Annotated in this window: 19 protein-coding genes and 1 tRNA gene; 7 read left to right on the top strand and 13 right to left on the bottom strand. The window is 68.9% G+C overall.

Features of this window, described 5'->3' with window-relative positions; translation table 11 throughout:
• Window positions 1-37: 37 nt before the first annotated feature.
• Window positions 38-2,236 (bottom strand): SF1B family DNA helicase RecD2, encoded by a 2,199-nt coding sequence (gene recD2, locus FBZ83_RS22965; RefSeq protein ID WP_247888438.1) that lies wholly within the window; start codon window positions 2,234-2,236, stop codon window positions 38-40.
• 253 nt (window positions 2,237-2,489) lie between these two features.
• On the opposite strand from recD2, the gene FBZ83_RS22960 reads away from it, so the two are divergent.
• A complete protein-coding gene (locus FBZ83_RS22960; RefSeq protein WP_145689135.1) occupies window positions 2,490-4,661 on the top strand; it encodes a malate synthase G in 2,172 nt (723 codons plus the stop codon).
• A 468-nt stretch (window positions 4,662-5,129) separates the two neighbouring features.
• Entirely contained in the window at window positions 5,130-7,121 is a 1,992-nt protein-coding gene (locus FBZ83_RS22955; RefSeq protein WP_247888437.1) for a methyl-accepting chemotaxis protein, read from the top strand.
• Window positions 7,122-7,245: 124 nt separating this feature from the next.
• Here the strand turns inward: FBZ83_RS22955 and FBZ83_RS22950 are convergent.
• Window positions 7,246-7,320, bottom strand: a tRNA-Val gene (locus FBZ83_RS22950).
• A 232-nt stretch (window positions 7,321-7,552) separates the two neighbouring features.
• Between FBZ83_RS22950 and FBZ83_RS22945 the strand changes: the two genes are divergently transcribed.
• The 3 genes from FBZ83_RS22945 to glk all read left to right on the top strand — a co-directional run bounded on the left by FBZ83_RS22945 (window position 7,553) and on the right by glk (window position 11,277).
• The gene (locus FBZ83_RS22945; RefSeq protein ID WP_145689061.1) at window positions 7,553-8,431 is read left to right on the top strand and encodes an N-formylglutamate amidohydrolase; all 879 of its coding nucleotides are present in this window, start codon (window positions 7,553-7,555) and stop codon (window positions 8,429-8,431) included.
• 463 nt (window positions 8,432-8,894) lie between these two features.
• Window positions 8,895-10,292, top strand: coding sequence for an alpha,alpha-trehalose-phosphate synthase (UDP-forming) (gene otsA, locus FBZ83_RS22940; RefSeq protein ID WP_145689060.1), 1,398 nt, complete (start codon window positions 8,895-8,897; stop codon window positions 10,290-10,292).
• Between the two features lie 10 nt (window positions 10,293-10,302).
• The gene (glk, locus tag FBZ83_RS22935; protein ID WP_145689059.1) at window positions 10,303-11,277 is read left to right on the top strand and encodes a glucokinase; all 975 of its coding nucleotides are present in this window, start codon (window positions 10,303-10,305) and stop codon (window positions 11,275-11,277) included.
• Between the two features lie 6 nt (window positions 11,278-11,283).
• Here glk and FBZ83_RS22930 read toward each other — a convergent pair whose 3' ends face one another.
• Complete coding sequence (locus FBZ83_RS22930; protein WP_145689058.1) at window positions 11,284-11,877, bottom strand: uracil-DNA glycosylase; 594 nt, start codon at window positions 11,875-11,877, stop codon at window positions 11,284-11,286.
• Window positions 11,878-11,993: 116 nt separating this feature from the next.
• Between FBZ83_RS22930 and FBZ83_RS22925 the strand changes: the two genes are divergently transcribed.
• Window positions 11,994-12,395, top strand: coding sequence for a 4a-hydroxytetrahydrobiopterin dehydratase (locus tag FBZ83_RS22925; RefSeq protein WP_137115825.1), 402 nt, complete (start codon window positions 11,994-11,996; stop codon window positions 12,393-12,395).
• 166 nt (window positions 12,396-12,561) lie between these two features.
• Complete coding sequence (locus FBZ83_RS22920; RefSeq protein WP_145689057.1) at window positions 12,562-13,746, top strand: glycosyltransferase; 1,185 nt, start codon at window positions 12,562-12,564, stop codon at window positions 13,744-13,746.
• A gap of 3 nt (window positions 13,747-13,749) precedes the next feature.
• On the opposite strand, the gene FBZ83_RS22915 is transcribed toward FBZ83_RS22920, so the two are convergent.
• The 10 genes from FBZ83_RS22915 to minC form a co-directional block, all read right to left on the bottom strand.
• Window positions 13,750-14,952 carry an aminotransferase class V-fold PLP-dependent enzyme gene (locus FBZ83_RS22915; protein ID WP_145689056.1) on the bottom strand — a complete coding sequence of 401 codons (1,203 nt, stop codon included), beginning with the start codon at window positions 14,950-14,952 and terminating at the stop codon, window positions 13,750-13,752.
• Window positions 14,949-15,335: a cupin domain-containing protein gene (locus FBZ83_RS22910; protein ID WP_145689055.1), complete on the bottom strand. Its 387-nt coding sequence runs from the start codon at window positions 15,333-15,335 to the stop codon at window positions 14,949-14,951. The genes FBZ83_RS22915 and FBZ83_RS22910 overlap by 4 nt, the downstream gene beginning before the upstream one ends.
• Window positions 15,332-16,330, bottom strand: a complete 999-nt coding sequence (gene dgcA, locus FBZ83_RS22905) for an N-acetyl-D-Glu racemase DgcA (protein ID WP_145689054.1) — start codon at window positions 16,328-16,330, stop codon at window positions 15,332-15,334. The genes FBZ83_RS22910 and dgcA overlap by 4 nt, the downstream gene beginning before the upstream one ends.
• 79 nt (window positions 16,331-16,409) lie before the next feature.
• Window positions 16,410-17,522 carry a methyl-accepting chemotaxis protein gene (locus FBZ83_RS22900; RefSeq protein ID WP_145689053.1) on the bottom strand — a complete coding sequence of 371 codons (1,113 nt, stop codon included), beginning with the start codon at window positions 17,520-17,522 and terminating at the stop codon, window positions 16,410-16,412.
• A 431-nt stretch (window positions 17,523-17,953) separates the two neighbouring features.
• A complete protein-coding gene (locus FBZ83_RS22895; RefSeq protein WP_145689052.1) occupies window positions 17,954-19,264 on the bottom strand; it encodes a methyl-accepting chemotaxis protein in 1,311 nt (436 codons plus the stop codon).
• Window positions 19,239-19,787 (bottom strand): PAS domain-containing protein, encoded by a 549-nt coding sequence (locus FBZ83_RS22890; protein WP_145689051.1) that lies wholly within the window; start codon window positions 19,785-19,787, stop codon window positions 19,239-19,241. The genes FBZ83_RS22895 and FBZ83_RS22890 overlap by 26 nt, the downstream gene beginning before the upstream one ends.
• Before the next feature lie 213 nt (window positions 19,788-20,000).
• Window positions 20,001-21,416 (bottom strand): CRTAC1 family protein, encoded by a 1,416-nt coding sequence (locus tag FBZ83_RS22885; protein WP_145689050.1) that lies wholly within the window; start codon window positions 21,414-21,416, stop codon window positions 20,001-20,003.
• 241 nt (window positions 21,417-21,657) lie between these two features.
• The gene (gene minE / locus FBZ83_RS32560; protein ID WP_035672133.1) at window positions 21,658-22,053 is read right to left on the bottom strand and encodes a cell division topological specificity factor MinE; all 396 of its coding nucleotides are present in this window, start codon (window positions 22,051-22,053) and stop codon (window positions 21,658-21,660) included.
• Entirely contained in the window at window positions 22,050-22,865 is an 816-nt protein-coding gene (gene minD, locus FBZ83_RS22875; protein ID WP_035672130.1) for a septum site-determining protein MinD, read from the bottom strand. The genes minE and minD overlap by 4 nt, the downstream gene beginning before the upstream one ends.
• A 141-nt stretch (window positions 22,866-23,006) precedes the next feature.
• Entirely contained in the window at window positions 23,007-23,768 is a 762-nt protein-coding gene (gene minC, locus FBZ83_RS22870; protein ID WP_247888436.1) for a septum site-determining protein MinC, read from the bottom strand.
• Between the last annotated feature and the right edge of the window lie 618 nt (window positions 23,769-24,386).

Genomic DNA, 24,386 nt, shown 5'->3' with positions numbered 1-24,386 from the left:
GTGACAAAATCCCGACATGGTTGTCTTCCGCCAAGAGTCATAGAGGCGACAGCCATTCCCCCAGCTTCGTCCAGCGCCGCCGCCCCAGCGTCCCACGCACCGCCATGGCAAGCGCGCGGCGCTGGCCGAGCATGATCACCAACCGTTTGCCGCGCGTCACGCCGGTATAGATCAGGTTGCGGTGGAGCATCGTGTAATGCTGGGTCACCACCGGGATTACGACCACCGGGTATTCGGACCCCTGGCTCTTGTGGATCGTCGTCGCGTAGGCGAGGACGATCTCGTCCAATTCTCCAAAATCATAGGTCACCGGGCGCCCGTCGAAGGTGGCAGTTAACGTTCCTTCTTCGGTATCGACGGCGGATACGATGCCGAGGTCGCCGTTGTAGACCTCCTTGTCGTAGTTGTTCTCGACCTGCATGACCTTGTCGCCGGGGCCGAAGGTCCAGCCGAATCGCTCGACTCGGGACTCGCCCGGCGGGTTCAGCACCCTCTGCAGTTCGATGTTCAGCGACCGCGCGCCGAGGCCGCCACGGTTCATCGGGCAGAGGATCTGCACGTCGCGCACCGGGTCGGCGCCGAAGCGGCGGGGAATGCGGTCGCGGACCATCTCGATCAGCTTCGCCACCCCGGTCTCCGGAGTCGCCGCCTCGACGAAGTAGAAGTCGCTGTCCTCCCCGGCCTTCGGCATCTCCGGCATCTGGCCGGCGTTGATGCGGTGGGCGTTGACGATGATGCGGCTGGTCGCCGCCTGCCGGAAGATCTCGGTCAGCCGGACCACCGGCACCGCGCCGGAGCCGATCACGTCTCCCAGCACCTGCCCCGGCCCGACCGAGGGCAGCTGGTCCACGTCGCCGACCAGCAGAAGGGCGGCCCGCCCCGGCACGGCGCGCAGCAGGGCGTTCATCAGCGGCACGTCGACCATGCTGGTCTCGTCCACCACCAGCAGGTCGCAGTCCAGCGGGTTGGTCTCGTCGCGCTTGAAGCCGCCGGCCTGCGGGTCGGTCTCCAGCAGGCGGTGGATGGTCCGCGCCTCCATGCCGGTGCTCTCGCTCAGCCGCTTGGCGGCACGCCCCGTCGGGGCGGCCAGCGCGATCGACACGTTCTTGGCCTTCAGCATGGTCAGGATGCTGTTCACCAGCGTCGTCTTGCCGACCCCCGGACCGCCGGTGATGACCAGCAGCTTCGACGTCGCCGCCTGGCGCAGCGCCTCGCGCTGCCCTTCGGCCAGCGTGATCCCGGCCTTCGCCTCGACCCAGGGAATGGCCTTCTCCGCGTCGATCTCCGGCCAGGGCAGCGGACCGCCGGCCAGACGGCGCAGCCGGTCGGCGATGGCCTGTTCCGCCCGGTGCAGGCTCGCCAGGAACAGGCAGGGCTCGCCGCCCAGGCTGTCGGCGACCACCGCGCCGTCCTGCCGCTCCAGTTCCGCCGCCGTTTCCAGAATCGAGGCGTCGATCTCCAGCAGCTTCACCGCCATGGGGATCAGCTCGGCCACCGGCACGCCGCAATGGCCCTGGTCGGTCGCCTCGGCCAGGGCGTAGCCGATGCCGGCCCGCGCCCGGATCATCGCGGTCTTCTCGATGCCCAGCCTTGCGGCCACCGCGTCCGCCGTCTTGAAGCCGATGCCGCGGATGTCGCGGGCGAGCCGGTACGGGTTCTCGGTGATCAGCCGGATGGCGTCCGGCCCGTAGGTCTTGAAGATGCGCACCGCGCGCGAGGTGCCGACCCCGTGGCTGTGCAGGAAGATCATGATCTCGCGGATCACCTTCTGGTCGGCCCAGCCGGCGATGATGCGCTGCGCCCGCTTCGGCCCGATGCCGGTGACCTGCCGCAGCCGGTCCGGCTCCTGCTCGATCACGTCGAACACCGCCTCGCCGAAGGCCTTGACCATCTTCTTCGCGTAGACCGGCCCGATGCCGCGGATCAGGCCGGAGCCGAGATACTTCTCGATGCCCTCCACCGTGGTCGGCGGGGTGGCGCGCAGGAAGTCGGCCTTGAACTGGAGTCCGTGGTTGCGGTCGTTCACCCAGACGCCGCTGGCCTGCACGAACTCCCCCGCGCCGATGGTGGCGGCGTGGCCGACCAGCGTGACGAGGTCGCGCTGCCCGCGCACCTTCAGCCGCAGCACGCAGAATCCCGTCTCCGGGCTGTGGAAGGTCACCCGCTCCACCAGCCCCGACAGCGGCTCCCGCGCGGGCGTGCCCGCCGCCGGGGGTGCATGGCCGGATATGCTCATGCCACCCAACATAGGTGCTGGCAGGCCTTTGGGGGAGTTCCCCGCGCAACCGCCGCAGCGCGGCAATTCGCCAAGACAATTCCGGGGAAGACCGCGACGCCGCGAATGTGTACCTTGTCGCGCGAATCCCGCGCCGGACACCGGACCGAACGGACCGCGCCGGAGCGGGATTGCGGTGAAAAAAACGTCAGCCAAAGAACGACAAACCGAAAAACCGCGGTGTCTACGACTTCGGAAGGAAAGAGCAGCAATGGTGACGGAACGCATTCAGGTTGGCGGCTTGCAAGTTGCCACGGAGCTTCACCGCTTCATCGAGAACGAAGCCCTGCCGGGCACCGGCGTGACGCCGGAGCAATTCTGGTCGGGCCTTGACGCGATCCTCCACGATCTGGCCCCGCGCAACCGCGCGCTGCTGGCCAAGCGGGACGCGCTGCAGGCCCAGATCGACGAGTGGTACCGCAGCCGCCGCGGCCAGCCGCTGGACCGCGCCGCCCACACCGAATTCCTCAAGGAGATCGGCTATCTCCTGCCGGAAGGCCCGAACTTCGCCGTGACGACCGAGAATGTCGACCCGGAGATCTCCACGACCGCCGGCCCGCAGCTCGTCGTGCCGGTGATGAACGCCCGCTACGCGCTGAACGCCGCCAACGCCCGCTGGGGCAGCCTGTACGACGCGCTCTACGGCACCGACGCCATCCCCGACACGGACGGGGCGGAGCGCACCGCCGGCTACAACCCGAAGCGCGGCGAGAAGGTCATCGCCTTCGCCCGCGACGTGCTGGACCGCGCCGCCCCGCTGTCCGACGGGTCGCACGCCGACGCCGCCGGCTACACGGTGGACAACGGCCGCCTCGTCGTCGCGCTGAAGGACGGCCGCAGCACGGGCCTGGCCGAGCCGGAGCGTCTGGTCGGCTACAACGGCGCGCCGTCCGCCCCGACCGCCATCCTGCTGGCCGACAACGGCCTGCACATGGAAATCCGCATCGACCGCAGCCACCCGATCGGCAAGACCGACGCGGCGGGCGTCGCCGACCTCGTGCTCGAATCCGCTCTGACCACCATCCAGGACTGCGAGGACTCCGTCGCCGCCGTGGATGCCGAGGACAAGGTGCTGGCCTACCGCAACTGGCTGGGCCTGATGACCGGCGGCCTGACCGCCAGCTTCCCCAAGGGCAGCGGCACGGTGGAGCGCCGGCTGAACCCCGACCGCAGCTACACCAGCCGCAACGGCGAGACGATCACCCTGCCCGGCCGCAGTCTGATGCTGATCCGCAACGTCGGTCACCTGATGACCAACAGCGCGGTCCTGCTCAACGACGGCAGCGAGGCGCCGGAAGGCATCCTCGACGGCATGATCACCTCGCTGATCGCGCTGCACGACGTCAAGGGCCCCCGCCTCAACAGCCGCGCCGGCTCCGTCTACATCGTGAAGCCGAAGATGCACGGGCCGGAGGAGGTCGCCTTCGCGGACGAGCTGTTCGCCCGCGTCGAGGACGCGCTGGGCATCGCGCGCAACACGCTGAAGATGGGCATCATGGACGAGGAGCGCCGCACCACGGTGAACCTCAAGGAGTGCATCCGGGCCGCGGCGGCGCGCGTGGTGTTCATCAACACCGGCTTCCTCGACCGCACCGGCGACGAGATGCACACCGCCATGGAAGCCGGCCCGATGATCCGCAAGAACGACATGAAGTCGTCCGCCTGGATCAAGGCCTATGAGGACTGGAACGTGGACACCGGCCTGCTCTGCGGGCTGAAGGGCCACGCCCAGATCGGCAAGGGCATGTGGGCGATGCCCGACCGCATGGCCGACATGCTGGCCGCCAAGATCGTCCACCCGCAGGCCGGCGCCAACACCGCCTGGGTGCCCTCGCCCACCGCGGCCACGCTGCACGCCCTGCACTACCATCAGGTCAACGTCGCCGCCCGCCAGGAGGAGCTGGCCCGCCGCGAGCGCGCCAGCCTGGACGCCATCCTGACCATCCCGCTGGCCGACCGCCCCAACTGGTCGGAAGAGGAGATCCAGCAGGAGCTGGACAACAACGCCCAGGGCATCCTCGGCTACGTGGTGCGCTGGATCGACCAGGGTGTGGGCTGCTCCAAGGTGCCGGACATCAACAACGTCGGGCTGATGGAGGACCGCGCCACGCTGCGCATCTCCAGCCAGCACATCGCCAACTGGCTGCTCCACGGCATCACCAGCGAGGCGCAGGTCATGGAGACGATGAAGCGCATGGCCGCCGTGGTGGACAAGCAGAACGCCGGCGATCCGCTCTACCGCCCGATGGCCGCCGACTTCGACGGCAGCGTCGCCTTCCAGGCCGCCTGCGACCTCGTCTTCAAGGGCCGCGAGCAGCCGAACGGCTACACCGAACCGGTGCTGCACCGCCGCCGCATCGAGGCCAAGGCGAAGACCACCGGCTAAGCCGGCGCGTCAACCGGCGCGCATCGCAGGCCCTTTTCCGGAGGCCCTTCCCCGTTCGCGGGGGAGGGCCTTTTTCTTTGCGCGCCAGCAACGGAATGACCGGGGGCGAGACATGAAATGAGTTCTCACAGACGGGAAATACCGATCATTGAACGACAAACAAAAAACAATGACACCAAACAACATTTTCCTGAACGAACATCATCCGTCGAGCGTCCAATTGCCAAGAATCAACACCTCATGCCAGTTTTAAGACTCGATCATATGGAAAGCGCATCCCTGGTGTTCGTAATAGGAACAACGGTAAACTTGATTTCATGCATGATTGAATGAATTGTCCCGTCGAAACAGCCGTCGCCCGCAGGCAGAACTCGGCAATATATGGAATGGAGCATTGTTATGAATGTCTTGCACGCCATGACCATCAGACGAAAGGCAACGCTGACCTCTGTGTTCGTTTTTTCCGTCATGGCGATCGCAACGTTCTTTGTCGGGAAAGAAACATCGCTGCAGGAGCGCCATCTCTCCCACGTCCGCCAGACCGTCGACGCGGTGAGCCGCAAGATCGTGCCGCTGAGCGAGTCGATCGCCAACATCCGTTACGATGTGGCGCAGGTTCAGCAGTGGTTGACGGACGTGTCGGCGACCCGCGGGCTGGACGGTCTGGATGACGGGCCCGCCAAGGCCGAGGAGTTCGCAAAGGCTTTCACCCAGCACGCCGAGAACGCCCACGCCATCGCCCAGGAACTGGATTTGACGGACATGGTGCGGAGCATCGCCGCCACCCGCGACGCCTTTCCGCCCTTCTACGAGCTGGGCCGGCGCATGTCCCAAACCTACGTGGAGGGCGGCCCGTCAGCGGGCAACGCCATGATGGGACAGTTCGACGCGGTCGCCGAGAGCATGGACAAGGAGATGGAGCGGCTCCTCTCCACCATGGAGCAGGTCCGCGAGGAGCGTCTGGGCGGCCTCGATGCGGCGGTGACCGACATCGAGTCCGCCACGGCCACGCTGGAAACCCTGCTGATCGCCGCCGCCGCCGCGGCGCTGCTCCTGATCGTCGCCTCCATCGTCTTCCTGCGCCGGGCGGTGATCGGCCCGATCGACCGGGTGCGGCTGACCATGGCCGGCATGGCCGCCGGCAATCTGCGGATGGAGGTCGGATTCGACGGGCGCCGCGACGAGATCGGCCAGATGGCCGATGCCGTGCGCGTCTTCCGCGAAGCCGGCCTGGAGAACGAGCGCCTGCGCGCCGAACAGGAGCGCGCCCGCGAGGCCGGCGAGGAGGAGCGGCGCCGGGCGCTGGCCGCCATGGCCGACACGGTGGAGCGCGAGACCCGCGCCGCCGTTGAGCAGGTCGCCCGGCACGCCGGACAGATGGCCGGCAACGCCGAGGCGATGGCCGCCTCCGCCGGGATGGTCAGCGACAACTCCCAGACCGTCGCCGCCGCGGCGAGCCAGGCCCTGGCCAACGCCCAGACGGTCGCCGCCGCCGCCAACGAGCTGTCCGCCTCGATCCAGGAAATCGGCCGGCAGGTGACCGCCTCGGTGGCGGTGACCGGGAGCGCCGTGGAGAAGGCCAGCTCCGCCAGCGCGATCATCGCGCATCTGTCGACGGCGGTGGAGCGCATCGGCGCCGTGGCCCGGCTGATCGGCGACATCGCCAGCCAGACCAACCTGCTGGCGCTGAACGCCACCATCGAGGCGGCGCGCGCCGGCGAGGCCGGCAAGGGCTTCGCCGTCGTCGCCGGGGAGGTAAAGAACCTGGCCAGCCAGACCGCGCGTTCCACCGAGGAGATCGCGGCGCTGATCACCGACGTGCAGTCGGTCACCCGGCAGGCGGTGGATCGGGTGAGCGAGGTCGCCGCGAGCATCGATCAGGTGTCGGACATCTCCTCTTCCATCGCCGCGGCGGTCGAGGAGCAGGACGCCGCCACCCGGGAAATCGCCCGCACCGTCAACGAGACCAGCCACGCCGCCCAGGAGGTGTCCAGCCGGATCGCTCTGGTGTCGGAGGAGGCCAACCAGACCGGCGAGCGGGCCGGCGGCATGCGCGCCGTCGCCGACGACGTGGCGCGGAGCATCGACGACCTGCAAAGCGTCCTGGTTCGCGTGGTGCGCACCGCGACCAGCGACGTCGACCGCCGCCACAAGCCGCGCCTGCGGGTCGACCTGCCCTGCACCATTGACGGCGCCGGCGCCGGCACGGGAAAGGCGGCGCGGATCGTCAACCTGTCGTCCGGCGGTGCGATGATCCTGGACGCGCCCATGATGACGGTTGGCACGCCCGGCACCCTGCGGGCCTCCGGCCTGTCCCGCCCCGTGCCCTTCCTGGTGAAGTCCTGCGAGCCGGGACAGCTGCACGTGAAGTTCAGCCTGCCGGAGGCCGACCAGTCGATGCTGGAGCGTGATCTGGCGGCCCTGGCGCACGGCTTGGCGCCGCACCGCAACGCGGCGTGACGGGCAAGGCCCTCGCCCGGCGGGGCGGGGGCCGCCTGCCCAGAAGAATGGCGAGGCCCGGCGGAATGGCAAGGCCCGGATATGGCGAAGGCCGGAAACCCGTCTGGGTTCCGGCCTTCGAGGATGGTGGGCGCGACAGGGATTGAACCTGTGACCCCTACGATGTCAACGTAGTGCTCTCCCGCTGAGCTACGCGCCCATCCGTGCCGCCGGTCGGTTCGGGGTTCGGCATCCGTCTTGCGTCCCGTCCGGCGTGGGCGTGGGGTGTACCATCATCCCGGGGGTCTGGCAAGCCTCGTTTTCACTTTTTTGCCGCCCGGCGACGGACCCGTCGTATTTTTCCGCCAACGGGACGCTCCGCCCCTCCCTCTGTTGGGGCGTGAGCGGGACGGTGCGTGACAGAGCCGTCCGGGTCCACTACATCACATGCCATGGATGCATCCGTCGACGCCGCCACACCGGAGCCGGCCTTCGAGCTTCTGGCCCCGGACGAACAGACCAAGCCGCTGGTGCTGGCCTCGCCGCACAGCGGCAACCGCTACCCGGCCGAGTTCCTGGCGGCGGCGCGGCTCGACCCGCGCGCGTTGCGCAAGTCGGAAGACTGCTTCGTCGACGAGATCTTCGCGGGCGCCCCGGCGCTGGGCATTCCGCTGATCCGCGCGCTGTTCCCCCGCGCCTTCCTGGACGTCAACCGCGAGGCCTACGAGCTGGACCCGGAGATGTTCGCGGACGCCCTGCCGCCCTACGTCAACACGCGCTCGCCGCGCGTCGCCGCCGGGCTGGGCACCATCGCGCGGGTGGTCGCCAACGGCGAGGACATCTACCGCGGCAAGCTGCGCTTTTCCGAAGCGGTGCGCCGGGTGGAGCAATGCTACACCCCCTACCACACCGCGCTGCGCCGGCTGGTCGAGGACACCCGCGCCCGCTTTGGCCACGCGGTGCTGGTCGACTGCCATTCCATGCCCTCCCCCGGGTTGGGCGACCGCGACAACCGGCGCAGCGACATCGTGCTGGGGGATTGTTTCGGCAATTCCTGCGCACCCGCGGTCACCGAGACGGCGGAGCGCTTCCTGCGCGGCCTGGGCTATACGGTCAGCCGCAACGCGCCCTACGCCGGCGGCTACACCACCCGCCATTACGGGCGCCCGCGCCAGGGCATCCACGCGCTCCAGATCGAGATCAGCCGCGACCTCTACATGGACGAGGCGACGCTGTCGCGCCTGCCCTTCCTGACCGTGCTGACCCGCCACATGCACGAGCTGGTCGACAACATCGCCCATCTGCCGCCCGGCCCCCTTGCGCCGCGCTGACCAACCTTCCCCGCCCTGGACGGCGCACAAAAAAAGGCCGGGGCAAAGGCCCCGGCCCGAGTCTAGGGAGGAAACGCCCAAGAAGTGCGTTACGGCACCGCCCGTGTCGCAGACACGATCAATGCCGCACTGCACAATATGATGACGTCCCGCTCAGGGATCAAGAGGGAAAATGTTTTTGCATGTCATTCAATGGTTTAACCAAAGTTAAGACAAAGCTTCGTCGTGGCGCAAACAGCCGCTTATGCTGCATTGCACACAGAATCCCGGTCCTGCTCCCGCACAATCTGGGGCTGGCGGCGCGTCCGCCAACCCACCCCGGTCCTTCGGCATAACCCATTCGACCGATAGGGAACCAACCCCCCACACGGTCGTTTTGTCCCTGCGCGTCCCGGGGTGCGCCCCGACACGCGCCATTCGGCCGCCCAACCACGCGGCCGTCCGGCACCGGAGAACCACCCACGTGAGCAGACTGGTCGTCGTATCCAACCGCGTCGCCCCCATTGATGAAGGCAAGCAAGCCGCCGGGGGCCTCGCCGTGGCCGTGCTGGCCGCGCTGAAGAAGACCGGAGGCATCTGGTTCGGCTGGAGCGGCACGGTGGTCGAGGAGGAATCGCAGAGCGAGCCCCGGCGCACCGACGTCGGGCGCCTGACCTATGCGACGCTGGACCTCAGCCGCCGCGACTTCGAGGAATATTACAACGGCTTTGCCAACCAGACCTTGTGGCCGCTGTTCCACTACCGTGTCGGCCTGATCGAGGTCAGCCGCCGCACCCGCGAGGGCTACAAGCGGGTCAACGGCTATTTCGCGGAAAAGCTGGTCCCGTTGCTCAGCCCCGACGACATGGTGTGGGTCCACGACTATCACCTGATCCCCTTCGGCGAGGAATTGCGCCAGCGCGGCTGCACCCAGCGCATGGGCTTCTTCCTGCATACGCCTTTCCCCGCCCCGGAAATCCTGGTGGCCCTGCCGAATCACAGGGAGCTGATCCGCGAGCTGTGCGCCTACGACCTCGTCGGCTTCCACACCCATGTGGATCTGCGCGGTTTCGCCGACTACATCCGGCAGGAGCTGGACGGCGAGGTCGAGGACCGCGGCCCCGAGGGCGGCATGCTGATCCACGCCTTCGGCCGCACGCTGCTGGCCCGCGCCTTCCCCATCAGCATCGACACCGAGAATCTGGTGGGCATCGCCGAGACCGCCGTGCGTTCCCGTCACACCCAGCGGCTGAAGGAAAGCCTCGTCGGGCGGCGTCTGATCATCGGGGTCGACCGGCTGGACTATTCGAAGGGCCTGCCGCAGCGCTTCCAGGCCTTCGAACAGCTCCTGGCGACCTATCCGGAGCATTGCAACCGCGTCTCCTTCCTCCAGGTGGCCCCGCCGAGCCGCGAGGACGTGCCGGAATACATCGCCATCAAGCGCGAGCTGTCGGAGCTGTCGGGCCGCATCAACGGGCGCTTCGCCGAGTTCGACTGGGTGCCGATCCGCTACCTGAACAAGAGCTTCGGGCGGCGCGTGCTGGCCGGCTTCTACCGCACCGCCCATGTCGGGCTGGTCACCCCGCTGCGCGACGGCATGAACCTCGTCGCCAAGGAGTATGTCGCCTGCCAGGACGCCGACGACCCCGGCGTGCTGGTGCTGTCCAGCTTCGCCGGGGCGGCGCGGGAGCTCGATTCGGCGCTGATCGTCAATCCCTTCGACATCGAGGCGGTGGCTGACGCCCTGCAGCGCGCCCTGACCATGTCGCTGCCCGAGCGCAAGGAGCGCCACGCCGCGATGATGCGCATCCTGCGCAGCCACGACATCGGCTGGTGGCGGGAAAGCTACGTCGATGCCTTGACGCGCGCGCCGTACGGGTGAAACTGATTCTATGACCACAGACAGCAATGCCGTTTCCGGCCCCGTCACCCTGGTCGCCGACATCGGCGCCACCAACGCCCGCTTCGGCCTGATCGACGGCACGGGCATCCACGGTTCGCGCGTGCTGCGCTGCGCCGACTTCCCCTCGCTGGAGGCGGCGGCGCTGGCCTATCTGGGCGGCATGCCGCCGGACGCCCGGCCCAGCCGCGGCGCCTTCGCCATCGCCGGCCCGGTGACCGGCGACGAGGTGCTGATGACCAACCGCGGCTGGTCCTTCTCCACGGCCGAGGTGCGCGGCAGGCTGGGGTTGGAGCGGCTGGCCGTCATCAACGACTTCACCGCCGTCGCCCTGTCGGTGCCCCGCCTCACCGCCGCCGACGTCCGTCAGGTGGGCGAGGGAGCGCCGGTGCCGGGCCGCGTCGTCGGCGTGGTCGGGCCGGGCAGCGGGCTGGGCGTGTCGGGGCTGGTTCCCGGTCCCGAAGGCTGGACCGCGCTCGCCGCGGAGGGTGGCCACGTCACCATGGCGCCGGTCAGCGACCGCGAGAGCGCCGTTCTGGCCCAGCTCCGCAAGAGCTTCGACCATGTATCGGCGGAGCGGGTGCTGTCCGGGCCGGGGCTGGTCAACCTCTATCAGGCGCTGTGCGTCCTCGACCACCAGGAGCCGGAGCCCTTCACCCCGGCCCAGGTGTCGGACGCGGCGACCGCCAACACCAACCCGCATTGCGTGGAGGCGGTGGAGATGTTCTGCGCGATGCTCGGCACCGTGGCGGGCAACCTCGCTTTGACGCTGGGGGCACGGGGCGGCATCTACATCGCGGGCGGCATCGTGCCGAAACTGGGCACCCTGTTCACCCACTCCCGCTTCCGCAAGCGGTTCATGGAGAAGGGCCGGATGCGCGACTTCCTGGCCCCCATCCCGACCTACGTCATCACCCACGAGCTTCCCGCCTTCCTCGGTCTGGCCGAGGCCGCGGAGCGGGCGTAACGGCGCTCAGGCCGTCAGCCGCGAGGCGGCCAGTGTCAGGTCGGCCAGGAAGGTCGGCTGCTCGGCGAGCTGGCCGCGCAGGATGTAGCTGGGGTGGAAGGTCGCCACCACCTCCGCCCCCGGCACGAGGCGGCAGGATTGCACCGTGCCGCGCAGCTGCATGATCCCGTTCAGGCCGGTCAGCGCCCACAGCGGCGTGCGGCCGAGCGCGACGATGACGCGGGGGGCGAAGCCCTCCAGTGTCCGCCGCAGATGCTCGATCTCGCCGGAGAACTCCGCCAGCACCCAGTCGGAGGTGCCGAACGGCCCCCAGCGCTCGTCCAGCGCCCGCCCCTCCTTCTTGGCACGGGTGCGCGAGGCGAAGAAATGCCCGACCTTGTTGCCCGGCGGCTGGTGGCGGAAGACGTTGGCGACGAGGCATTCCGCCCGCTCCACCCCCGCCGCCTTCAGCGTCTCGTCGAGAAGCTGGCCGCTGCGCCCGACGAAGGGCACGCCCCGCCGCGCCTCCTCCGCCCCCGGCGCCTCCCCCACGATGGCGAGGCGCGGCCCGGCGCTGGTCTTGGTGGGCTGCTGGTAATCGGCGAAGGGCAGGTCCGTCATGCGCGCGTCCCTTGCTGGTCGTGAGGCTTGCCGCCGGGAGGCTTGTCCTTGGGAGGCTTTGGCCCCAGCATTGTTCAAAACGAGGAGTCCAGACCAACAACACCGGAGGACGCGAGATGGCGACACACCAGGAGCTGGCGGGAAAGAGCTGCGAACCCTGCCGCGGCGGCATTCCCCCGATGGACCGCGCCATGGCGGAAAATTATCTGGTGCAGGTCCCCGGCTGGTCGATCAGGCCGGACCCCGACCGGCTGGAGCGCGACTACCGCTTCGCCAACTTCCGCGAGGCGCAGCACTTCGCGATGCGCGTCGGCGACCTGTGCGAGGCGGAGGGCCACCACGCCGAGATCCTCTATGGCTGGGGCCACTGCACCGTCACCTTCTGGACGCACAAGATCAAGGGCCTGCACGAGAACGACTTCATCATGGCCGCCAAGGTCGAGGGGCTGATGGACGAGCCCTACGCCCCGGTGTCGGAATCCATGGGCGACGTCTCCCCCACCGCGCGGCACGGGTGATTTTCCTCTCTCCCCTCAACTTTTCCCCTCTCCCCTCCGGGGAGAGGGTTAGGGTGAGGGGGTTGCGCGTGTCGTTACGTCCGGCACAAGCGCATCCCCCTCACCCGGCCCTCCGGGCCACCCTCTCCCCGGAGGGGCGAGGGAACACCAACCCGGAGCGCATCCCATGCCCACCGCGCAGCCCACCGTCATCCAATGGGGCCTGTCCAGCTACAGCGGCTGGGGCGTCAATGGGCTGCAACTGGCGCTGAGCTGGACGCGCAGCGGGCGGCTGGTGCCGGTCTGCTCGCTGCCGTTGCGGCTGGAGGACATCGCGCTGTCCCCTCTGGAATGGCGGCGCATGGCCGGCTTCGTCCGCGAATCCGAAGCGCTGTGCCGGCAGATCGCGCCCCACGCCGGGCAGGAGATCGGCGTGTCGGTGCCGGTGCTGCGCGGGCTCGGCAACAACCTCGTCGGCAGCCGGTCGGTGGAGGGGGTGACGGTGAAGGGCCAGCCCACCGTCGGCGTCTGCTATCTGGAGGACAGCGCCATCGACGCGGAAGGCCGCGCGCGGGCGGAGCACTGCGCGGCCATCGTCGCCGGGTCGAGCTTCGTCGAGCGGGTGCTGACCGGCGCCGGGATCGGGCGGGTGCGGACGGTGCTGCAGGGCGTCGATCCCACCCATTTCCACCCGGCTCCCAAGATCGGCTGGTTCAAGGACCGCTTCGTCGTCTTCTCCGGCGGCAAGCCGGAGTTCCGCAAGGGGCAGGACCTCGCCCTGCTCGGCTTCCGCGCCTTCGCCAAGCGCCATCCCGAGGCGCTGCTGCTGACGGCGTGGCACAACCCCTGGCCGGAAAGCGCCCGTTCGCTGGAGGCCAACCCCGCCGTGGCGCCGGTGCCCTTCCACGACAACGGGCAGTTCGACGGCGCGGGCTGGGCGGTCGCCAACGGCGTGCCGCCCGATCAGGTGATGGACCTCGGCCCGGTGCCCAACGCCGACATGGCCCGCATCCTGCGCGAGGTCGACGTCGGCCTGTTCCCCAACCGCGGCGAGGGTGGGACCAACCTCGTCGCCATGGAATGCATGGCCTGCGGCATCCCCGCCATCCTGTCGGCCAACACCGGGCACCTCGACCTGATCGGGGCGGACCGCTGCGTCCCGCTGACCCGGCAAGGCACCATCCGGACCAATTTCGGCGCTGATGGCTGGGGCGAGAGCGACGTGGACGAGATCGTCGCGGCGCTGGAGGGTCTGTGGGCCGACCGCGCCCGCGCCGCGGCCATCGGGCGGGCGGGCGCCGCCTTCCTGGCCGGACTGACCTGGGACCGCTACGCGGACGGGGTGGCCGACGTCGTGAAGTCGGTGATGTAGCGCCTACAGCGCCTTCACCGCCGCCAGCAGCCGCTCGACCTCCGCCTCGTCGTTGTAATAGTGCGGAGAGGCGCGAACGACCTCGCTCAGGCCGCGGGCCTCCATGTCGAAAGGGGTCGAGGGCGCTGAGGACACCGACAGGTTGATCCCCTGCCCGCGCAGAGCGGCCTTGATCGCCCGCGGCTCATGGCCATCCACCGTGAAGGTGACGATGGCGCAGCGCTCCGCCCCGAGATCGCGCACCGTCACGCTGGGAAGCGCGCCCAGACCGTGCCGCAGCCTGTCCGCCAGCGCGAAGGCGCGGTCGCGGATCGCCTCCAGCCCCCAGGACAGCGCGTAATCCACCGCCGCCCCCAGACCGAGCCGGGCTGCGGTGTTGCTCTCCCACATCTCGAAGCGGCGGGCGTCGGGGCGCATGGTGTAGCGGTCCGGCCCGGCCAGCGCGCCGCCGCTGTGGTCGAGCGTGTACGGCTCGATGCGGTCGAGCCAGTCCTTGCGGACATAGAGAAAGCCGGTGCCCCGCGGCGCGCGCAGGAACTTGCGCCCGGTCGCCGACAGGAAGTCGCAGCCCAGCTCCTCGACGTCCACCGGCATCTGGCCCACCGTCTGGCAGGCGTCGAGCAGATAGGGGATGCCGTGCCGCCGCGCCACCCGCCCGATGGCGGCCGCCGGATTGACCAGCCCGCCGTTGGTCGGGATGTGGGTGATGGCGATCAGCTTGACCGGCCCCTTCCCCGGCTCCCCGATCATCGCCTCCAGCGCCGCGACGGAGGTCTGGCCGGTCTCGTCGCTGGGGATCACCTCGACCGTCACGCCGGTGCGGCGGGAGGCCTGAAGGAACGGGATCAAATTGGCGGCGTATTCGGCGCGGGCCGTCAGGATACGGTCGCCGGGCCGGAAGCCCTCCCCCGGCAGGGCGGCCAGCGCGTTGAAGGCCATGCCCCAGGCCGCCGTCGCGTTCTCCGCCAGGGCCACCTCCTCCCGCGAGCAGGCGAGCAGGCGGGCCACGGAGTCGTAGACGCCCTCCAGCCGGTCGGCGGCGCGCTCGCCCGCCTCGTAGCCGCCGATGGTGGCCTCCAGCGCCAGATGAGCGGTCACGGCGTCCAGCACCGGCTGCGGCGGCAGGGCGGCACCGGCGTTGTTGAAGTGGACGACGTGCCGGGTGCCCGGCGTCTCCGCGCGGGCGCGCGCGATGTCGATGGTCATTGGTTCTTCCCCTGCCCTGCCGCTTGCGGCGGTTGTTTTTGTTCGCCGATGTGGACGGCCAGCCAGACGGTCGGGGCCGCGGGATCGGTCCAGGCCACCCGGTGGCGCCGCTTGGCGGGGATCATCATCCAGTCGCCGGGTCCGAGCATCCGTTCGGCCTCGCCCTCAAGCTGCAGCTGGGCGGCGCCCTGGACGACGAGCACGAACTCGTCCCAGCCCTGATCGTACCAGAATCCGTCGGGGGACGCCTGACCGGTGGACAGGATGCGCTCGATGCGCACCGCCCCGGAGGACGCGGCGGTTTCCGCCAGGGTCGTGAAAAGTTCGTCCGGAAGCGAAGTGTCCGGCAAGCCCGCCAGCAGGTTGCCGGCCGGGACGCTCATCCCCAGAGTTCGGGGGCTGGCGGGCACAGCGTGCCGCCGTCATAATGCAGGGCCGGCGTGCGGTCCTCGGCCAGCAACAGCGGGCCATCGAGATCGACGTAGCGCGCGCCCTGGGCCAGCAGCACGGCGGGCGCTATGGCGAGCGAGGTGGCGACCATGCAGCCGACCATGATGTCGAAGCCGGACTCCTGCGCCGCCTGCTTCAGCAGCAACGCCTCGGTCAGACCGCCGGTCTTGTCCAGCTTGATGTTCACCACCCGGTAGATGCCCTTCAACCGGCTGAGCGAGTCCAGCCCGTGGCAGGATTCGTCGGCGCCCAGCGGCACGGGGCAATCGATGCCGCGCAGCGCCTCGTCCTCGCCGGCGGGCAGCGGCTGCTCGATCAACTCCACCCCCAGATCGGCCAGCACCGGGGCGAAGCGGCGGAGCATGTCCAGGGTCCAGGCCTCGTTGGCGTCAACGATCAGGCGGGTGGTCGGGGCGGCCTCGCGCACCGCGCGCACGCGGTCGAGGTCGCCCTCCCCGGTCAGCTTCATCTTCAGCAGCGGATGGTCCGCCGCCCGCGCCTTGGCGGAGGCGGCCATCGCCGCGGGCTCGTCCACGCTCAGCGTGTAGCAGGTGGTCAGCTTCTTCGGCGCGTCGGGCAAGCCGGCGAGCCGCCACGCCGGTTTGCCCGCCTGTTTGGCCTCCAGGTCCCACAGCGCGCAGTCCAGCGCGTTGCGCGCGGCCCCCGGCGGCAGGAGAGCGCGCAGCCGCTCGCGGTCCAGCCCGTCCGCCACCGCCCCGGCCAGGGACTCCAGCGTCTTGACCGTCTCGTCCAGCGACTCCCCGTAGCGGGCGTAGGGCACGCACTCCCCACGGCCCCGCTTGCAGGATTCGACCACCTCGGCGACCACGACCTCGGCCTCGGTCTTGGCGCCGCGCGATATGCGGAAGGTCCCCGCGATGGGGAAGGTATCGCGGCGGACGTAAAGACGGCGGGCGGTGGACGACATGAAACTCTCCAGCAACGCGGCGGACCCGAAGTGTAAGCAAACCCGCCGCGATGACCAGAGCAGGGTGGGAATGCCAGCCTTACCCGTGAAGCCCGGCCCCGTTCATTCCCATCCGTCCATTCATACCTGCGGTTGCCGGCCCGGGCGTCTGTTGCTGGCGCGGGTCCGGGTCCTGCACGATCACCCCGTACCAGCCCAGCCCCTTGTAGGTCTCGTAGCCCGGCGTCAGGGCATAGCCGTAGGTGCGTCCAGTTCCGTCGGCGTAATGACCCATGCTCTCCCCGCTGCGGCGGAGCTGGACGGTCTCGCTGAGGATGCCGCGCCCGTCGGAGGAGGCGATCACCCGGTGCCGGGCGTCGAGCAGAAGGCAGCGCGAACGGGAGCGCTCCTCATCCTCCAGCCGCACGCCCTGGACGACGGCCGCGGCCTGCGGCTCCCAGTCGAAGAAGATGCCCAGCACGCCGATGGGATCGCCGTCCGCCTCGCCGCCGCGCCGGATCGCGGTGGCGTAGGTGGCGACTACACGGTCCTCCAGGCGGCCGTTGCGCGACACGTCGCCCACCGTGAACTCGCCGCCGTTGCGCGTGGCCAGCGCCTGACGGAACCACCCCTCATCCCCCACGCGGGCGCCCTGGGCACCGGGGTAGCGGCCGGGGCGGCCGGTGGCGATCACCTCGCCCTTCAGGTCGGCGATCCACAGGTCGAGATAGACGGTGTAGGACTCCAGGATGACGCTCAGACGGTGGGAGGCGTGCTGGCGGTTCACCTCCGTCGGGTCGGCGGCGCAGTCCACCACGGCGCTGTCGGTCGCCCACCAGCGCACGTCGCAGGACCGCTCGTACAGATTCCGGTCGATGATCTCGATCATGTTCAGCGACAGGTCGGCCAGACGCCGCCCGTGCATCTCCTGCACCATGGCGCTGCCCGTGGTGGTCAGGTGATCGACGCGGGAGACGATCTCCGACCGCAGCTCCTTGGTGATGGTGTTCACCTGCTTGGAAATCTCGGAGACTTCGTTCGCCACCACCGCGAAGCCCCGCCCGGCGTCGCCCGCCCGCGACGCTTCGATCAGGGCGTTCATCGCCAGCATCTTGGTGCGGCGGGTGATGTCTTCGATCAAAGACACCTTCCGGGAGGCGACATCCAGGACGCCCCGGGAAAGCTCGAACAGTTCGTTTCCGGCCACACTCATCCCGAGCACCTCTGTGAGTTTGGGTGGGATATCTTTTTTAGACGTCTAACCATCAAACGCTGTGCCAACCGCCCTTCTGAAACCATCAGGACGCGCAAAGCCCTGGAAAGCCTGCGTTTTCACGCAAACTCCCGGGATTGGCCTCAACGTTTTCGAGATGTCAGTTTCGAAATTGTGATGAATTCGGCGTCATAATGGAGTCCGAACAATCACATGCGGCAGCGGCCCTGCCGCACCGCACCCCGCGCACCGCGTGCGCCGCAACAAAAACACCGGTTTCTCCTAAAAAATGAGGCAAAAGGTCGCATGGACCCATTGCGCCGCCCCGACACTGCTTAGCATACAAGCAAATGCCGGGTCGCTAATCAATGCCTACCTTATAAGCAAGTGCAATTTTTCGGACAAACAATGGGACATTGCACAAAAAAGCGTCACGCGACCTTGTGCATCTCGTCCAGGAAAAGCTGCACCTCGCGGGTCAAGCGGTCGGCCTGGACGGTCATCCGCTCCGACGCGGCGAACACCTCGTGGGCGGTGCCGCTGGTCCGTTCGGCGGCGGTGGTGACGTCCTGGATGTCCTCGGTGACGGCGCGGGTGCCGGCGGCGGCCTGATCCATGTTGCTGACGATCGACTGGATCGCCGAGCCCTGCTGCCCGATGCCCGCGGCGATGCCGCCGGCGATCTGGTTGATGTCCTGGATGGTGTGGCCGATGCCGACGATGGAGGCGACCGCCACGTCGGTGGAGGACTGGATGCCGGCGATCTGGCCGGCGATGTCGCCGGTGGCCTTGGCGGTCTGGTCGGCCAACCGCTTGACCTCCTGCGCCACCACGGCGAAGCCCTTGCCCGCCTCGCCGGCGCGGGCCGCCTCGATGGTCGCGTTGAGCGCCAGGAGGTTGGTCTGGCTGGCGATGTCGTTGATCAGGGTGACCACCTCGCCCACCGTCTTGGCGGCGCCCGACAGATCGGCGATCAGGGCGTTGGAACGCTCGGCCTCGCCCGCCGCGTTGGCGGCGACCTTGGCGACCTCCTCGACCTGGCGGGCGATCTCGCGGATGGAGGCGGACAGCTCCTCCGTCGCGGCGGCAACGCTGCCGACCGAGGAACCGGTCTGCGACGCGGCGGCGGCGACCGAGGACGCCTTGCCGGTGGCGGTCTGGGCGTCGGTCTCCATGGTGCGGGCCGACATCTCCAGCTGGTGGGCGGTGCCGGACACCTGCTCGCACACCGCGCGGATCTGCGTCTCGAAGCGGTCGGTCACCCCGGCGAAGCCCTTCACCTTGGCGGCGATGGCGTCGGTGGCGGTGTTGATGGTGCGCGAGGCGTGCAGGAAGTTGCCCTGCATGCCCTTCAGCACGATCCGCCGGAAATACTTGTTGGCCGACACGTAGCTCATCGAGGCGGTGGCCTCGCGGATGAAGGCGTCGGTGCGGTCGATCGAGTCGTTCAGGGCGTGCATCAGCTCGCCGAGGTCGCCCTTCTCCCGGACATTGACGACCCGCGCCTCGAAGTCGCCGCGCGACACCGCCTGGCAGACGGCCACCGCCTGCCCCACCGCGGCGCGGGCGCGCACCATGCACAGCATGACGCCGACCAGCGCGGCCAGCGCCGCGGCCCCGATCGCGAGGCGCAGCGGCGCGCCGCCGAAGTCCAGCGCATCGGTCACCAACAGCGCTGCGACGAACAGCGCGGCGACCGCCCCCAGACCGAACGCCTTAGAGAGAGAAGACGAATTCGTCATACCCGATCCCCTTCTCCGTCAGCAGCCCGACAACGGTGGCGAAGGCCTCGTTCATGCCCTGCTTGCGGTCTTCGTGGCGGTTTTCGATGTCCAGAAGCGTGCGGTAGAGCGGCACCACCTTGTCGATGGCGCTGCGGTCCGGCACCCGGCGCGACGAGTGGTAGCCGACGAGCCGGCCGTTGACGTCGCAGCTGGGGGTGACGTGGGCGAAGACCCAGTAATGGTCGCCGTTGCGCGCCCGGTTCACGACATAGGCGAAGATCTCCTGCCCCGCCCCCAGCGTGTCCCACAGCAGCTTGAACACGCAGCGCGGCATGTCCGGATGGCGGACGATGGAATGCGGCGCCCCCATCAGCTCCGCCTCGCTGTAGCCGGCGACGCGCTGGAACACCCGGTTGGCGTAGGTGATCCGGCCCTTCAGGTCGGTCTTGGAAACGATGACCTCGTCGGCGTCGAAGAACCGCTCGACCCCGGTCAGCGTCCGGTCGCGGGGGCCGGGGCTGAGAACGTCGCTGTGTGCCATGTGCCTGCGGTCGCGGGCCGAGAGCCCGGCGCCCCCTTATTGGTTCGCGGTCGGTTACAGGGCGTACATCTCCCCGTCCGCGCGTTCCCGTCGGGCCCTGGCGGACGCCGCAAAGTAAAGACCCGACGAGTTATACAAAAGATTAAATTTATTGCCGGACGGAAATATGATTCAGCTCAACCGCTTCCCGGACGCACCATCGGCGCCGCCCGCTCACTCCGGCGGATAGGGAACGGTCAGCAGCCGGCCGATGGGCGGATTCTCGACGATGGCCGTCATGCCGTCGGGCCAGCGCACCTCCAGCCGCTCCACCCCGCGGGCGCTGCCCAGCCCGAAATGGGCCACCGGCTCCATCTGGCAGAGATAGCCCGACCCGGCGCAGACGGAGCGCACCTGCCGCCGCCCGTTGGCCGTGCAGGTGACCACGGCGCCGCGCGCCGGCGCGCCGTAGGGGGTCAGGGGCAGCACGCGCAGCCACCCGTTGTGGTTCGCCGCCGTGCGGTAGAGCGACAGGGGCTGCGGCGATCCGCCGCCATGCCCGCCGCCATGCCCCCCACCGTGCCCGGCGCCGATCCCGTTGCCGTGGGCCACGAGCAGTTCCAGCCGCCCGTCGCCGTCGATGTCGGCCACCGCCGCCCCGGTGCCCAGCCCCTTGGGCTCCGCCGCGTCGCCGAGGTCGATGGACTGCCAGCGGTCGTCGCGCCACGCGAACAGGCGGTTGGGCTCGCCGTGCAGGTTGAAGAACAGCTCCTCGTAGCCGTCGTTGTCGAAATCGGCGGCGATCACGCTGGACACCCGGCCCGGGAAGGACATCTCGGGATCGGCCTCGTCGACGAAGCCACCGCCGGAGCGCTGGACGAACAGGCGCTGCGGCCCTTCCCAGGCGCCGACCAGAAGCCCGAACCCGCCATAGCCCGGACCGTCCACCGCGGTCACCGCCCGCCCGGCAAAACGCGAATCGGCGACGCCGCGCTCCTCGGCGATCTCCTCGTAGGTGCCGTCGCCGAGATTGCGGAACAGGAAGTTCGGCCCACCCTCGTTGCAGGCGAACAGGTCGACGCGGTCGGACAGGAACGGCAGGGCGAGCAGCCCGCGCCCGGCGCCGATCAGGTCGATGCCCGCGTCTTCCGCCGCATCCTCCAGCCGCCCGCGGCGGCTCAGTTCGAACAGGCGGAAGGGACCGCCGTCGGCCGCCACGACGAATCCGTAGCGGCCATGGCCGTGCCGGTCCATGGCGATCACCGAGCGTCCGGCGACGCGGTTCGCCATGCCGGCGTTCTCCGGCTGGGCCAGCAGGTCGAGCCAGTGCTTGCCGAAGCAGGCGAACAGCCGGTCGCCCATCTCCTTCGGGCCGCTCGCCCGGTCGGAGTTCAGGACATACAGCTCCTCCCGCCCGTCGCCGTCCACGTCGGCGGCGGCGATGGCCACCGCGCAGCCCGACGGGTCGGCCAGCAGCGGCCCGGCAATGTCGACCAGCCGGGAGCCGTCCCATTTGAGAATGAGGTTGTTGGTGGCGTAGCCCGTGACCACCAGCTCGAATGCCCCGTCACCGTCGACGTCGGTCACGGTGATGCCGTTGGACAGGCGCGGCTGGTTGCCGTCGATCAGCCGCGAGCATTCGAAGAACATCGGCCGCCACTCCCTCACTGCCGCAACGCTGCCCGGTGAGGGTTTGGCCGGTGAGGGCCGGTCCCTGACGGGCTCTCATCCGTTGATACCTCTTCGAACGGCGGAGGTAAACCCGCACGGAAGTCCAGCCCGGCCGGGAGCTGCGGCCTATGACCGCGCGGCGCCCCTCCCGGAGGGCATGAAAAATCCCGCCGCAGCGGGCCGGCTGCGGCGGGATCGATTCACCGGACACACGGGACGTTCAGCGGCGCTTCTTGACGCCGCCGTTGGTCAGGGAGCCACCGGCGGCCAGCTTGACCGCGTCGGACTCGTCGCCGTCCTTGGCCGCCGGGCGGTTGCCGGCCACCGCCAGCTTGGCGCTTTCCTTCAGCGCCTTGGCGGCGGCCTCGCGGGCCGGCAGCTCGATGTTCAGCTCCAGGGTCGAGCAGTCGCCGCCGCGGTCCAGCTTCACCTCGACCTTGTTCTGGTCGATGTCGATGTACTTGGCGATGACCGCCAGCAGCTCCTGCTGGAGCATCGGCAGATAGTCCGGCCCCGTCCGCCCGGCGCGCTCGTGCGCCATGACGATCTGGAGACGCTCCTTGGCCTGGACGGCCGACGCGCGCGGGGCTGACCGGAAAAAGCTGAAGATGCTCATGCGGACCTCCGGAGGAGGCGGCTGAACAGGCCCTTCTTCTGCGGCGTGACGAAGCGGTGCTCGACATCCTCGCCCAGGAAGCGGGAAACCGCGTCCAGGTAGGCCTGGCCGGCGTTGGACGCCTCGTCGAGGATGACCGGCATGCCGACGTTGGAGGCGCGCAGCACGGCCTGGCTCTCCGGGATCACGCCGAGCAGCTGGATCGCCAGGATCTCCAGAACGTCGTCGACCTTCAGCATCTCGCCGCGCTCCACCCGCTCCGGGTCGTAGCGGGTGAGGAGGAGCTGCTGGGTCACCGGCTCCAGCCCCTGCTCCGCCCGGCGCGAGCGCGAAGCCAGCACGCCGAGGATGCGGTCGCTGTCGCGCACCGACGAGACTTCCGGGTTGGTCACGATCACCGCGTGGTCGGCGAAGTACAGCGCCATCAAGGCGCCCCGCTCGATGCCCGCCGGGCTGTCGCAGACGATGTAGTCGAAGTCCTTGGACAGTTCGTTCAGGACCTTTTCCACGCCTTCGCGGGTCAGGGCGTCCTTGTCGCGGGTCTGCGAGGTCGGCAGGATCGACAGGTTGTCGATGCGCTTGTCCTTGATCAGCGCCTGGCTCAGCTTCGCTTCGCCGTTGATGACGTTGATGAAGTCGAACACCACGCGCCGCTCGCAGCCCATGATGAGGTCGAGGTTGCGCAGCCCGACGTCGAAATCGATGACGACCGTCTTGAAGCCGCGCAAGGCGAGTCCGGTCGCGAAAGCGGCGGAGGAGGTCGTCTTGCCGACGCCGCCCTTGCCGGAAGTCATGACGATGATCTTGCCCAACGGAGCTTCTCCCACGTTCCTAAATGTTGCCGCCAAGGTCCGGTTACCGGGTTACGCAGATCGGGGTCTGTGCCGGGCACGCTTTGCGTGACACCGTCCTCGCACAGAGGGCCGTTCGACCGAAAGCGCTCAAAAGCGTCATCACTGGGGCTCCATGTGAAGATAGCCGTCGCGCAGGAAGATCTGCACCGGCTTCTTCAGCACGTCGTTCCCAAAATCCTCGCTGACGCGGTACAGCCCGGCCACCGAGACGACCTCGGCCTCCAGGCTGTGACAGAAGATGCGTGCGTTGGTGTCGCCGGACACGCCGGCCAGCGCCCGCCCGCGCAGCGCGCCGTAGACATGGATGTTGCCGTCGGCCACCACCTCCGCGCCGGGGGAGACCGGGGCGGTGATGACCAGATCCGTCTTCTCGGCATAGATCTGCTGGCCGGAGCGCACCGGCTCGGTCACCAGCAGCGCCGGGCGGTAGATCGGTTCGGGCGGCGGGGCCGGGATCGCGGCGGCGCCGGCCTGCGGGTCGGCGGCGGGGGGCGCGGCGGACTCCAGCTTGGCGGCGCGCCCGGCGGGCATCGGGGTCAGCCCGGCGGCGAGCGCCCCCTCGTGGACCGCGCGCGGGCCGCCCCGGAAGCCGACCGGCAGCAGGTACAGCGCGCGCAGGTTGGTCACCAGGGCGGCGATGTCGAAGCGCGGGGTGTCCTCCGTCAGCTCCTCGAAATCGAGGACGACGGGGGCGTTGCGGAAGAAATTGGGCGCCTGTCGGACCTTGACGGCGAGCTGGGTGAAGAAGTCCGGCGACGCCGGATCATTCACCTTCAGCACCATCATGGTGAAGGAATTGCCCCGCAACTGGAACGGACCGTCCCGATCGGCACCCTGCCTGGCGCTGCTCACCGCTGCCATCCTGCTTGTGTTCCTGCCGAATCCGTGTCGTCCGCATGTCTGGGGCCATCGGCCAGGCACCAGGGCGGAAGGGTCAACCACCCGGGTTCTAGCGGCGCGGACCCCATCCGTTCAAGCCTTTCCCGGCGCCGATGGAGTGACAACCGCCGGACACACGCGCCACGGGCCGGAACAGGGCATCCCCGTCCGGGCTGGAGGTCCATGTGTTGCGTCAGCGAAAGGTCTCACCACAAAGTATGGTAATGGAACTCGATTCGCCGGGCAAAGGGTTTTGCGGAACTATGCCCTTTTCGCGCTGCGGCATCTTTCCCTCGCCGCGACACCCGCAGAGATGGTTTGCGATCGACCAGCACATCCCTTCGTCGCGGCCGCTCCGGGTTCCCTCGGCCTCTGGCGGTAGCCCGTCGCCGCCCCGCCGCTCTCTGAGGCTCATCCACAACATCTTGTGTGAATCTTTTGCGATGCCCGCAATTTCGACTGACCTTCGCCGCCGCGCGACCTATGTTTGTGATGTGAGGTTCCTATTCAGACGAAGAGGTCCGCTTGCATCCTGCTTCGTTCCCGAGCGTCCGATTGTCGCCGGCACCCCATGACGGGCGCAGCCGACGGGACGCACGC

The organism is Azospirillum brasilense, from assembly GCF_007827815.1.
Classification (GTDB): Bacteria; Pseudomonadota; Alphaproteobacteria; order Azospirillales; family Azospirillaceae; genus Azospirillum; species Azospirillum brasilense_C.
Note: the sequence above shows the minus strand (reverse complement) of the source record. Positions and strands in the feature narration are given on the sequence as shown.